General features: G+C 63.8%; 7 protein-coding genes and 1 pseudogene. 6 read left to right on the forward strand and 2 right to left on the reverse strand.

Features of this window, described 5'->3' with window-relative positions:
* Positions 1–169 precede the first annotated feature (169 nt).
* Positions 170–994: an alpha/beta fold hydrolase gene (locus VYJ16_RS18520; protein WP_336351808.1), complete on the reverse strand. Its 825-nt coding sequence runs from the start codon at positions 992–994 to the stop codon at positions 170–172.
* 700 nt (positions 995–1,694) lie between these two features.
* On the opposite strand from VYJ16_RS18520, the gene VYJ16_RS18525 reads away from it, so the two are divergent.
* On the forward strand, positions 1,695–2,756 hold the full coding sequence (locus VYJ16_RS18525) for a GNAT family N-acetyltransferase (protein WP_336351809.1): 1,062 nt from the start codon (positions 1,695–1,697) through the stop codon (positions 2,754–2,756).
* 122 nt (positions 2,757–2,878) lie between these two features.
* Here VYJ16_RS18525 and VYJ16_RS18530 read toward each other — a convergent pair whose 3' ends face one another.
* Complete coding sequence (locus VYJ16_RS18530) at positions 2,879–6,526, reverse strand: transcriptional regulator FilR1 domain-containing protein (RefSeq protein WP_336351810.1); 3,648 nt, start codon at positions 6,524–6,526, stop codon at positions 2,879–2,881.
* A gap of 238 nt (positions 6,527–6,764) precedes the next feature.
* Between VYJ16_RS18530 and VYJ16_RS18535 the strand changes: the two genes are divergently transcribed.
* From VYJ16_RS18535 to VYJ16_RS18555, 5 genes and pseudogenes are all read left to right on the forward strand, one after another.
* Complete coding sequence (locus tag VYJ16_RS18535) at positions 6,765–8,243, forward strand: AMP phosphorylase (RefSeq protein ID WP_336351811.1); 1,479 nt, start codon at positions 6,765–6,767, stop codon at positions 8,241–8,243.
* Positions 8,244–8,564: 321 nt separating this feature from the next.
* Positions 8,565–8,966, forward strand: a pseudogene (locus tag VYJ16_RS18540) (zinc ribbon domain-containing protein); the annotation flags it as partial.
* Between the two features lie 228 nt (positions 8,967–9,194).
* Positions 9,195–12,041, forward strand: a complete 2,847-nt coding sequence (locus tag VYJ16_RS18545; protein ID WP_336351961.1) for a hypothetical protein — start codon at positions 9,195–9,197, stop codon at positions 12,039–12,041.
* A 392-nt stretch (positions 12,042–12,433) separates the two neighbouring features.
* Positions 12,434–12,700: a hypothetical protein gene (locus VYJ16_RS18550; protein WP_336351812.1), complete on the forward strand. Its 267-nt coding sequence runs from the start codon at positions 12,434–12,436 to the stop codon at positions 12,698–12,700.
* Positions 12,697–13,182 carry a DUF7985 family protein gene (locus tag VYJ16_RS18555; protein ID WP_336351813.1) on the forward strand — a complete coding sequence of 162 codons (486 nt, stop codon included), beginning with the start codon at positions 12,697–12,699 and terminating at the stop codon, positions 13,180–13,182. The genes VYJ16_RS18550 and VYJ16_RS18555 overlap by 4 nt, the downstream gene beginning before the upstream one ends.
* Positions 13,183–13,462: the final 280 nt, after the last annotated feature.

The following is a 13,462-nucleotide window of genomic DNA, read 5'->3' on the forward strand; positions in this document are numbered from 1 at the left end:
CTATTGTCCGCTTGACCCCCGCCTAAAGACGGGGGTATGCGCTCGTAACTTTATCAACGAAGCCGACGATGAGTTCCTGGATTTCGTCGTCGCCTCTCGCGAGCCCGGCTCTAGTACTTCGAAACCGATGACACGACCCGTAGCGAGCACCTCGACGACGATGTTGACCTCAATGATTGTCGAACCCGGAGTGGAACTCTTGTAGTTCCTCGATGATGAACTCGGGGTTGTCGACGTGCGAATTGTGGGTCGCATCAGGGATCTCCCTGACACGACACTCCTCGAGAACCGAATCGAGGTACTCAGTATGCCGGTCGATGAAGGGCTCGTTCTCGCCGTACATCGCAAGCACGGGGACGTCGATGCGGTCCCACTCCAATTGCGAACCGATATACGATTGGACGCCCCGCATCACCTTTTCGCGTTCGCTGGCCTGCATTTCCGGGGCATCGCAGGCGTGAGAGTCGCGTATCTCCTCGAGGTCGTCCATGTCGACGGTGGTACTGTCGCGGAAAAGCTGCTCCCACACCCAGTCGATGGTTCGCATCAGCCGGTCGTTCCCCATGATGGGGGTGAGAAGTTTCGCAACGTCGACTCTGGTGAGGCGTTCGCCGAGGGTGAACGTCTGTGGGGTTGGTGCGCCGACCGTGGCTAGTGCCGATAGCTGTTCTGGATAGTTGGCTGCAAACTGATACCCGATCATCCCACCCGTCGACAGTCCACAGACGGTCGGTCGCTCCAAACCAAGTGTGTCGATGAAGGCGGCGAGGTCGTCGGCGTAGCGTTCGATTGTGTATCTCTTGTGTGTCGACCCTTCTGACTGACCATGCCCGCGGAGGTCGTAGACGATTACTCTGAGCGAATCTGTGAGGGGTTGGAGTTGCTCGGCCCAGAGTTGATGATCGCTTGTTGCACCGTGAAGAACGACGAGTGGCGGCCCGTCTCCGTATTCTTCGTAGTACGTGGAGACACCGTTAATCTCGACCGAGGACATGGAAATCAAATCTCTATCCATTTACTTGTATGTTCGTAGACATCATGCAATCGTACATGGAAAGTCGGGAGTCCTGCCCGATGGTGGCACTCGCGGTTCCCCCGAACCGTGAGGCCACCTTGGGGTACGACGAATGGTGGGCATCCTGAGTTGAATGAAATCGCAATGCGACTCACAGATTGGTGGACCTGTGGCTCCAGATTGCACGCATGTGATTGCGAGACTTGGCGTTGCATGGGAGCTCATCGCCGGTGTGCGTGAGCGTCACGTGGAACGTATTCGTGGACGCGGCGTACCCGACGACGTGGACGTCGTACGCGGCGTCGCTGGGCGGGTCCAGCCGGATTTCGCAGTCATCTGCGCTCAACTCGGGCGAGGTGGCTGCACTCGCGGTTGCAGGCAGCCCGCCGAACACGAGACAGAGCACCAGACAGCCCACGATGATTCGCCGATGGCCAGCGTGTCTTGCTCCATACAACGGTCCAAGGTCGATCGACATGCAGTTCGATATAGTGGTGGAAGCCCCCTGGTTTCGAGCCGTGACCCGGTGGCTCAGGGAGTGAGCAAGGCAGGTCGAATCCACGACCCGGGGCTCGATCACCTATCAGTCGGTGTGACGGCTGATCGCTGCTGGCTCGGTCCGTGAGCCAGTGGGTCGTGGGATGATACCTCGGGATTTCCCGACGTCGTTAGGAGTGAAATGTCGATTGATTCCCAACCGGCTGACGATGCGTTCGACGTGCGACCGGCGACGGCTGACGACGGCGACGAGCTCGCGGCCCTCTACGCGAATAGTCCGGATACCGGCGACATCGGGATGGCGCCTCGATTCAAGATCGACCCCTACGTTGCCTACACGGAGATAGACCCGGCAACGGATACGCACGGCATCGTCGCCGAAACGCGAGACGGTGACCTTGCAGGTGCGGGATTCGTCTCCTTCACCGACGCCCGCGTGGGCGGAGAGATTCGGCCGATGGCCTACCTGGTCGGGTTGGCCGTTCACGAGGAGTACCGCGGGCGCGGTCTCGGGAAACGACTCGCTGCCGAGCGCGTCCAGTACGCCGAGGACCACCGTGGCGATGACTGCGTGGTGTTCGCCCAGATTCAGACCGGGAACGAACCGTCGAAGGCGGTTGCGGAAACGTGGGCCGACGGCTTCCCGTATCAGACGGTGATGGTTCCGATGCAACCGCTCGACGAAGCGCCGCGTCGAGACGAATACACCGTTCGACCAGTGACGGACGCGGAGCACGATACCGTCGTGCGGGAAACGGACGAGTTCTATGCGGACGCCGAGCTGTACGCGCCTCACACCGTCGACGAACTACGCCAGCGGTTGGCGGAGTCACCGATAGGGGAGCCGATAGCGGACTACTTCGTGGTCGTCTCGGAGGGGGAACTCGTGGCTGGCGCCGGCGTCATCAACTCGCACAAGCTGATGTGGAACAAGCTCGAGACCCTCCCGCCCGAACTCGAAGACGCGGACGAGCTCCCGCCGGCGTTCCCGGAGAGCCGTGAGATCAAGCCGACCGGTATCGCCGACCTCTGGTATGCGCCCGGTCACGAGGCGGCCGGAGAGGCACTCATCGAATCGATCCGGGCACATCCGGACGTCGGGAATCGTATCGGTATCGGTATCGACCCCGACGGGCCCGTCGGACGCATCGTCGATACTGGCGGCCAAACGTGGGATACCTACATTGCGGTTCGGGGCCTGGAAGACCCCATGGAGGAGACGTTCGTCGCGCCATCGATCTGACCGCAACAGTTCCCGGGCCTTCCGGAGATATCGACTGCCCATCGGTGACGACGCCTCGGTTCGAAATCCCATCGAGTGATGCGAACGGCGCTGATCGGGGACGGAGGAACTGACGAGAGTCGTCACGGGCTATCGGCTGCTGGATTGGTATCAAGAGCGGCGATGTCGTTCCTGATGGATTGAACTCGTTCCTCGTCGCCCAGTCGAGCGGCGATATCGAGGGCTGACTCGAGATGATTCCGGGCACTCTGTGGGTCCTGTCTCGTGAGTTCCAGACGAGCGAGAGCCGTGTGCAGTTCGGCGGTTCGAGTGACCACGCCACTCTCCTTGGCCGCCTCGAGCCCCGCCAGAAGGTAGTCTGCGCTGGATTCGATGTGGTCGCGTTCTAACGCTGTCAGCCCGAGTAGCCTGAGGCAGCCGGCAGCGTCGCTGGTCGTGTCGTACTCTCGGCACCGGTCGAGCGCTTGGCGAGCGTACTCTTCTGCTTCATCCTCCTTCCCACGCGCGAGTTCGAGGCGTGCGCGGAGCCGATTGCACTTGGCGGCCAACAACGGATTGTCGAGCGTTCGGCTCGCCTCTCTACACCGTACGAGGTGTGCTTCGGCGTCTTCGTAGCTGTCCTCGCGGAGCGCGATGCGAGCTAGCGTTCGCGAGACGTCGGCCATCTCGATTGGGGCTGAATCATCCGCTGCCGCTTCCAGGCCCTTCCTCGCGAGCGACTCAGATCTGTCGAGGTTGCCGCGGTCGAACGCCACGTCGGCCAATACGGCGTGGATTGGGGCGACGAGGGACGGAACGCCACGTCCGTGTTCTGACGCGCGCTCGAGGTGGCTCTCGGCGTCTTCCAGACGGCCTTCCAAGTGCGCAACCCGTCCGAGTGAGGCGTGGACTTGAGATTCCACCATCGAGGCTCCGGACGACCGACTGGTCGCCATTGCACGGCTCAGATGGGATTTCGCCGTCTCGAAGTCGTCTTCGACGATTGCGATTCGACCGAGATGGTATCTCGCTGACGCCTCTTCGGGGGTGCTGTCAGCGTCCTCAATACGGTCGAGGTACTCACGCAGTCGTTCCTTCGCCTGTTGGTGAGCTCCCTGCAGAAACGAACAGCGCGCCCCTTCCAATGCTGTCCCCGCATATGTTGGTGACTGGTGCTCGTCTGCCAGTTCTCGGAACCGTTCGTACTGTGCTTGTGCCTCCTCGAGGTTGTTACGCTCGATCTCGACGTGCGTGATGATGGCTCGCGCTTGGGCCATCTTCTTCACGTCCTCCAGTTCCTCCGCCAGCGCGAGGCTACGCCGAGCGTGGTCGATCGCCGTCTCGTAGTCGCCGTTGATAGCGGAGAAGTGCCAGATGCCGCCGTGTCCACGATAGCGGAGCCGTTTCGCTTCACGCTCGGTCAAGCCGTCGGGCGACGAGTCGGCGTCCAGCAACTGTTCTATCTCGGCTTTCCCTCGCCGGAGGTTCCCCTGGAGGCGGTTCATCTCTCCCCGCCAGTAGTGCTGTTTCTGTCGGATGAACTCTGAGCAGGCGTCCGGAACCGCAATCGTACCGTCGTCTGTCTCGCCGTACAACGGTGCGAGACCAGCATTCGTATGGCCGAGCCTGAAGATCCGTTCCACGAGTTCGTCGCCCCACCCGCCAGGGTCAGACTCGATCCGGTGAAGGTGGGGTGCCGTCCGGTTGAGTTGCCGCTCGATGCGGTTTCGTCGATCGGCGTCGTCGGCGAGCGACAACAGCCGAGAGGTACATCGGCCGAATATTGCTCGTGCGCGGTCCTCGGAGAGGAGTTCGAGGAACCGCTCGAGGAACCGCCGCGACCACGTCTCGTGGTGGGTGCGGTACTCCATCCTGGGAGCGGTCACGCCGCGATGCTCGAACAGGACGCGCCCCTCCAGGACGGAGATTGCGGCTTCGATATCGCCGCACCGGTCCGGTTCGGCGATGCCGTAGAGGTACTCGGTCGCGACGGGGATACCAGCGGCATTGCAGAGACTGGCCAGCACAGCGAGCTCCGTCGCGTACTCCGGGTCCGCATCGAGAAGCGACTGACAGGTCTCGCGGACGTCGGCGTCGAGCGCGTTCGGCACCGTACCGTCTGGGTCGGCGACCGTGTCGACGCGCCTGGAGAGGTGTGTCTGGGCGAGCAGGGCTCTTCCGGGAGGCCGCGTATCGGCGGGGGCGGATAGTGCACCGTCCGCCACCGCCGACTGGAGTTCCGTACCGGAGGCGTCGATGTCCTCGGCGATGAGCGACCGGAAGTGATCGACGAACCGTTCGCACCCGTCCGCGTCCAGTTCGGGGACGGGTACTTGCTCGACCGACCGTCGTCGATAGGCGTCGACACGCGGGTCACCCACGAGGTCGTCCGACGCGTTCCACTCGCTCGTTCGCGAGTCGAGCAGGAACGTCACGTCGTCTCGGCCCTTGAGCGACAGCATCACGTCGAAGATGCCGTTTGCTTCCGTCCGAATCGCGTCCTCGACGACGACGAGTGCGTGGTCGTCGGTCTGGCGGAGGTACGCTTCCAGGAGCGATGGCGACGAGAACTCCCCGCCAGCGCCGCGCTCGCGATACACGACCGGCCCGATCTGTTGGTCGTACCACTCGCACGCGACGGACATGCAAGCCGTACTCTTCCCGGCTCCTGGCGGTCCGAGAACGACGTGGTCGGGGCCTGCCTGTAGCGCCGAGAGCATCCGGTCGACGAAGTTCCGGTCCTCGTCGTCGAATCGGTCGACTGCGTGCCCCCCGCGCACTTCCGAGAGCGTGAAGCCAGTCCGCCAACTGACTTCGGGGCGGGCCTGCTCGCGTGACTCGAAGTACTCCTTCGAGAGGCGGGTGAAACCCTCTCGTTCGAGGTCCAGTGGCAGTGCGTGACCGGCGAACCCGCCGTCGCGTTCGAGGTTCCCGGTACGCGAGTCCGACGAGTCAGCCGGCTCGAGGTCCGACGGTCCGAGTTCGACGGCTCCGGCCAGCGCGTCGAACTCGGCTGTCACGGCCGATGCCGAGTCCTTGAGCCGTTCGAACCGGTCTCGCGCCCACTCGACGGCCGAGTCGGAGTCGTTGACGATCGCCCCCTTGACGCCGCTGTCGCCATCGTAGACCACGACCGACGCCGTGGCCGCGCCGCCCTTCGTCGTGAGAAGCAGCGCGTGCCGCGGCCCGTCCGCTGTGAACGCCGAGAACGCGTCCGCCGCGCCCATCTCCGCGAGCAACTGCGGATACTGCCCTTTTAGAAGCGTCAGCAGTTCCTCGTCGAAGAGCCCCACCGACTCCATACCTTCGGCTCGCACCTTCCGGTGCCAGACTCGCAGCAACGACGGATTCACCAGCGTCGGGAGATACGCCTGCACGGAGTCGGCCTCGCGGACTCGGCTCACTACCTCCTCGAGCGGCCTGAACGGCGCGGATTCGTCAGCGAGATACGTCTCGCCGCCGGTGAGGAACGCCGGGTCGAACTCGCTGGGGTCGACGAGCGGGTCGAGGAGCTCTTTCGCCCGCAAGATAGCTCGACTCGCCGCCTCGTGGCGTCGGAACTCCTCGACGGCCATCACACCCGTGACCGTCGCAGCGTACCCACCATCTCGATTTTCGACGAGCCCCGCATCGCAGAGTTCTCGCAGCGCCCGAGTGACCGTCGACCGAGAGTGGGCGAGCTCGTCCACGATGTCAGCTGGATTCAAAACCCCCTCGTCCTCGAGTAACTCGACGAATTCCGCCCGTCGGGCGACAGTCTCTCGCCGTTCTGCCACCTCACCCGGTTCCATACGTTCCCTTGACACAGACGGCGAGTACAAAAATACGGTGGCGGTGGCCGTAACCCCCGAAACCGCTTCCCTCGACAAGCACCGCCGCATCCTGCAATCCGTCGGCCTCGACGACCGCCTCAGCGACACCCCCTCAACGACAGCATGCACCACCGCAGCCAACGCGCTTCGTATGTTGACGACTCGAAGAGTCCCGACGACCGCGTCGTTCTATTATGAGTGAGCGTGACATACTCGTATGGAGCTCGTCGCCAAAGCGATCGATATCGGGACCCGAACGCACACGGTCCTCCTCAACTCGAGCGACGCGAGCGAACTGGGCGTGCACCCGCTCGACCGCATCCGCATCCGACACGATGACCGCGCCAGCACCGGCATCGTCGAGATCACCGACGAACTCGTCGCCCCGGGCACGCTCGGCGTCACCCGCTCGCTCGGACACATCACGGGCGACGTGGCGGTGTCCATCGCACCGCGCCCCGACTCCGTCGCGTACCTCACGAAGAAACTCAACGACGTCGAGCTCGAGATGCACGAGATCGGCGCCATCGTCCGCGACATCAACCAAGACCGACTGAACGACGTCGAACTCAGCGCGTTCGTCGCCGGCGTCTACGCCAATGGCCTCTCTCGCGAGGAGATAATGTGTCTCACCACCTGCATGGTGGACGTCGGCGAGACCATCGACTGGGGACGCGACCCGATCGTCGACAAGCATTCCATCGGTGGGGTGGCTGGGAACCGCGTCACGCCGATCGTGGTTCCGATCGTTGCGGCCGCGGGCCTCACCATCCCGAAGACCTCCTCGCGTGCAGTGACCTCCGCAGCAGGAACCGCCGACACGATGGAGGTCTTCTGTGACGTCGCGTTCTCCCTCGACGAGGTCAAAGCCATCGTCGACGAGACGAACGGCTGTATGGTCTGGGGTGGAGCGGTGAACCTGTCGCCCGTCGACGACAAGATCATTCGCGCGGAGACGCCGCTCTCGCTCGACCCACCCGGACAAGTGATCGCGTCCGTGCTCTCGAAGAAGAAGAGTGCCGGCGCGACCCACGTCGTCATCGACCTCCCTTACGGGGAGAGTGCGAAGGTCGAGAGCCTCTCGGAAGCCCGGGAGATGGCGGAGGACTTCAGTCGCGTCGGCACGAACCTCGGGATGCACATCGAGTGTGCCATCACGCGCGGCGAACAACCGATCGGACGCGGGATCGGACCGGTACTCGAAGCCCGCGACGTCCTCGCCGTCCTCGAAGGCACGGGCCCTCGAGACCTCCGCGTGAAAAGCGAGTGCATCGCACAGGTCTTACTGGACGAAGCAGGTGTCGACGAGACAGCGACCGAACTTCTCGAATCGGGCGACGCGGCAGCGAAGTTCCGCGAGATCATCGCCGCACAGAACGGCGACCCCGATATCTCGCTTTCGGACCTCACTCCCGGACGACGTCGGTCGACGGTTCACGCCTCCAACGGCGGTGTCGTCACGCACGTCGACAACCGCCAGGTGAACGAACTGGCACGACGAGCAGGAGCCCCGAAAGATCGAGCGGCAGGCATCGCGCTCCACTGCCAGCTCGGTGACGAGGTCCAGCGCGACGACTCGCTCTTCACGATTCACGCCGAGAAGGAGGAGAAACTTGAGCAAGCACGCTCGTTCGCAGACCGCTCCCGGCCCGTGCACGTGTTACCCCCGGACGAAGCGCTGGTCGAACAAGTGTGACTCGAATTTTGGTTCCATGGCGGTCGTCAGGTAGTGCTGGTTGAATGGGAACTTTGATGCGGGAACATATTGGAATAGTGATTAATGTCGAAGCCGCCTCGGTTGGTCGTTGATGCGCACGACGAGTGGAAGATTCGCGCGTCGTTCCCGAACCTCGCTACCGGTTCACCCTCCAACCCAGCGCCGAGACACTCCTCCGTGACGAGCTAGGGTATCAGGAGTCAGAGATTGGCCCCTGGCGACCATCCGTCTTTAGCGAAGAGAAGAACCGCAGTACAGCAGTAGCGTATCGAGGCTTCTTTTCGAGAGGAATGCGACTGCCACACACTCTCCAAACACGTCGTTCAGCGGTGTGTTGACGAGGGTGTTGGAACGATTGCCGTGGGCGACCTCTCCGGCATCCGTGAGGACGAGGCGAACGGTGAGTCGAAGAACTGGGTCAGGCACGGCAACCCCGATCTGCACTCGTGAGCGTTCGACCGCTTCACTGACTTCCCCACGTACAAGGCCGAGATGGAAGGGATCTCGGTTGAAGAAGTATCTGCGTGGGATACGTCGAAGTCGCGTTCGTACTGTGGTCGGAAGCGTGACGCAAACCGTGTTGAGCGTGGGTTGTACGTCTGCGATTCGTGTGATACGGTGGCGAACGCGGACGTGAATGGTGATGAGAACATTCGGCAGAAAGTATCTCCGAGTCTCGCCGGTGATGAGGGAGAGAGGAGTTACCGACTGACCCCGCGACCCCGTTCCACGATGAGGCGCCGGTGGCCGTGGCACCCTGCTGGCGTCGCCAGAACGCGGTGCGGGCGCTCGCGACCACGCGGTCGTCGCGGAGCCGCGTGCGCTCGTTCGTCGTTCGAGCCGCGTCCGAGGTCCAGAGCCGGTGGTGCGCCGTTCCTGGAGCCGATATCGTTAGGTGGCTCCCGGGAATATCTGGAACGAAACCGCTGTATGCAGGCGGACACCCGCCCACAGACGGACCGGGACGCGCGCCTCGCTATGACGAACGGAACCGATCGACAGCTGGACGTCCAAACCGCCGTCGCCGAGCTCGAAGCACGCCTCGACAAGGACACCGATGGCGTCCCGTTCACGCTCATCGAACAGCGGGACGCTGTTGCCGAACTCCGGGAGCTGGCACGGACCACCGGATTCACCGTCCAGGAGCCGACGCCACTCGCTGGCGAGCGCGTCCGCTCGCTCGTCGACGCGCTCGTGGGTACGTTCGAGAACGTGCACGGAAAGGGACCTGACTCGCGGGCGACGGCACTGTTCGACCTCGGACACCATGCGAAACAGCTCGAGGAGATGGTGGTTGCGTCGCTGGCGGAAATGTTCCGCAGTCGGGACGGGGTGACGCTGTCGACGCTCGCGGAGATCCCCGACGACCTGACCGGTTCAGTGGTCGGGGTCGGTCGCGTGGTGGCGCCACCGACTGCTGCTACCGTCCGTGGGTCGGCCCGCAGTGACCGCCGGCTGAACGCGCTCGTGGACGTTGCCAGCAGTGCAGTCTCGGCCCCTGTCTCGCCAGTGGCCGCCCGATGCGGCCTGTCGCTGCTTGGCATGCTGAGCGTCGTCGACCCGTGTCAGGTCGGCAACCACGAAGGCGCGTCCGTGCTCGTCCCGGATCTCCTGCGGGCGTACCGTGCGACGGACGAAGCGAGTGATCGGGTCGCGGCACTCAGGGCGGTTCGCTGCATCGTCGAGTACCACGAGTCCAATATTCAGGAGCCAGACACGCTGGTGAGCGTTGTCGAGAGTGCCTGCCAGGCAGAGGACTGTCTCGTCCGCGCCAGCGGGCTCGCCGTCGCGGACGCGGTCGCCGACCGGACGTCGTTCCCTGGCGACGCGACCCCCGCCGTGGCGGCTTCGGGAGTCGAAGCGTTCGTCGACTCGGTCGTCACGGGCCTAGAGTCGAACGAGTTCCCGGTGCAGGCGGCCGTGGCTTTCGCCGACGTGCTCGAGACAGGCGTCGTCACTGCGGTCACGGAACCGATGTGCCAGCGGATAGTCGACGTCGTCGCCGCCGACGAGAAGTGGACGGACGCCGACGATTTCATCATCAAGAAGCGGGAGTCGCGTGCAACCGCCCGTCGAATGGCCGTGGAGTGCATCCGGTTGGTGGTCGAGGCGGACGCAGTCCCGCCGTCGGCAACCCTCGACTGTGCCGGACTCGTGGCGGCGCTGTCGAACCGCAACCAGGGACACGAGACGTACGCGACAGCGCTCGCACGCCTCGTAGAGGGCGGCTACGCTGACCCGAGCCCCGAGCTGAGAACAGACGCCGTCGCCGCGATAACACAGAACGCCCAGCACCGGTTCGTTTCGACGGCCGCGCTTGGCCACCTGGTCGACGCCGGAATCGCATCGAGAGCGGACGTCGAACGGCTCCGCGACCGACTGATCGCGGAGACGGCGGCCGACCCCGGCCACGGGGCGGCGGACGTCCTCGACGAACTCGCTGCCGACTTCCCGCAACTCCCCGTTACCGACGCCATTCCGGTCGACGAACTCGTCGACGACGTCCAAGCACTCCGAGGGTCGGAGTCGGCTCGCGCCGCAAGAGCGCTCACCGTGCTCGTCGAGGAAGGCATCCTCACCGAGCCACTGGACGTCCCACTGGAGACGATCCGACGTGCCCGGCGGAGCGCAGAACTGGAGACCACGGAGGCGGCGCTCCAGTCGCTCTTGTTCACCCTCGCGGACGCAGGTGCGGAGCGTGAGTTCCTCCCGGCGGTCCGCCGCGAGTACGGGCACCTCGTCGGCAAAGATCCCGACCTGTCGCCCGCGGACGGCCTCGCCGCCATCGAGCGGCTGGCAGCCGACGTCGATCGGGCCGAGGGGAGGGTGGCGCTCGCTCGCGCCGCAGCAGCCGTCGTTCCGGTGGCGGCGCCGGCGGCACGCAAGCACGCCGCACGCATTGCAATCGAATGCGTCGGCCCTTCACTCGACGGCGTCGACGGAGCCCGAGTCGTCGACCCACTCGCCGCGGTGATCCCGGAGCTCCCTGCCCATTCGCGGCACGAGTCGTACGAGCTCCTGGTGACGCTCCTTCGGGCGGATTCCGGACGGGCCGACGCGGTACCAGTGTACCCGCTCGTCGACGACGTGCACGAGGGAGGGGGGCCGCGGAACTACGCCGCCGTGGAACTGCTCGCCGTCGTCGTCGACGCCGCATGCGTCGAATGCCCGATCTCGCTACTCGAATCGACGCTGCTGTACGCTTTGAACAACGTACTCGGTGGCAGAGAGCACGCGGTCGACGCACTCGTCGCACTCGCAGAACGGGAGTGGTTGTCGCCGGCCAGAGTCGCAGTCGGACTCGTGGCGGCAGCGGTTCGAGTCGACGAACGACGGCCCGATACGCTGGACGTCAGCTCGCACGCGTTCCGCGGTATCCGTGACCTAATCGATGCGAGGCTGCTGTGGACAGTTCCGGCCGCCGCCCGGGCGGCGCTCGTCGACATCTTCCGCGATGACGTCCACCAGCCGACGGCGAGCCTGCTGACGGCGCTCGTCGACGGGAACGCACTCGCACCGGCCGACCTGGCCGACCAGCTGGCCGTGAGCGACCACGATCGGTCTGGTGGAAGCCGCCCCTCGTGGCTGGAGTCACCGACGAGTGACGCGCTCGAGTTCCTGGAACTCGCGAGCGAACGGAAGCCCGGCGCGTTCGAGCGGTACGCCCCAGCGCTCCGTGACCTGCTCCGAACCGAAGCCCTCGACGGCAACGATCGATTGCTCGTCGTCCAGACCATTACACACATCACCAGGACCGCCACGGCAGCAGACCGGTGAGACGACATCGATTCTCCCCCCCGTCGTCCATCGCTTCGCCGCTACTGCGCTCTCGAGAGAAGTGGCGCTGTGACGTGCACGCTCCGTCCCCGGTGGGACCGACGTTCGTCGCTGAGGGCGGGTATCACGGTTACACTTCGAACACGGAGTGTGCGATCAGTGGCGAGACCGAGCAGACCTTCATAGTCAGGGACGAGTTACACCGTCGAACGTGCGGACGAGTCTGGACCTTGGCTTGCTATTTCTTTTCACGAGTGAATCTAACTAGCGCGATTCTTTGAAACCCGGTGAGGGGAGCGCCTACACATATTTTCACACACGAACAATACAACCAAAAGGGTTTAATGGCAATCTCCGATACCAATATTTCATAGAATGGATGTGAAATAAACATGGGTGGGGTGCCAGACAAGCAATCCACGACGGTCACGATCGACCTTGCAGACTACGTCTACCTCACCTGGGCAGACGACATCAACCGCTCCGGGCTCTTCCGCAACGCCGTCCGCCGACGCATGCGCGACGACGGCATCACACCCACACACCTCCAGGACCGACTCACCGACGCCCTCGACGCCGGCGTCACCAAGCAAGCGCTCCTGGACACGAACAACCAGTACGAACTCGACCGCCTCCTCTCAGACGAACCCAACGAATGACCCCGACACGCTCCACACCCAGTACCTCGAATCGAATCTACACCACAGCACTCATCGCGTGTATCGCACTCACTGCCGTCCTCGCACTCGCCGTCCCGGGCGTCGCCGCGATGCCCGATAGTGACGGCGACGGTGTCAGCAATGGGAACGACAAGTGCCCGAATCAGGCCGGTGCGAAGGCCAACGGCTGCGTCGTCAACGTCAACATCTGTGACACCGGCTTCCTCCCACAGATCGCGAACGCCATCATCCAACTGTGTATCTACGGTGGCGGCGCGGGCGCGTTCCTCACCGTCATGGCAACCAGCGCCATGGAGAGCCTCCCCAGTCTCGGCGAAGAACAACGCCAGAACCTCAAACGCGCCCGCCGGTTCTCCATCAGCGCCGGCGGAAAACTCTTCGCTATCGGTCCGATCTCCATCCTCATCATCGAAGCCACCGGGATGCCCTGGGCGCAGTGCATCAACCTCTTCCCGTTCTAACCAACCACCCCCTCGAACCCTACGCTGCCTGGTCACGCCACTCCCGAAACCCTCCCACAACACTCGACGCCTGGAATGTCATCGACGTCACTAATCGTCCGACTCACAACCGCAGGCAGACTCACCGCTCGAGTCCTGCTCATCGCCGTCCTCCTCACCAGTGTCCTCGCCACCGCTATCGCTCCAACGACTGCGGTCCCTTCCACACCTGAGCCCCCACAGGACTCTCCAGTCGTCGACGCCAACGCCGACGCAGCTGCCGAACCCAAGCTATCGAGTG

This window comes from Halorubellus litoreus (genome assembly GCF_037081675.1).
Classification (GTDB): domain Archaea; phylum Halobacteriota; class Halobacteria; order Halobacteriales; family Natrialbaceae; genus Halorubellus; species Halorubellus litoreus.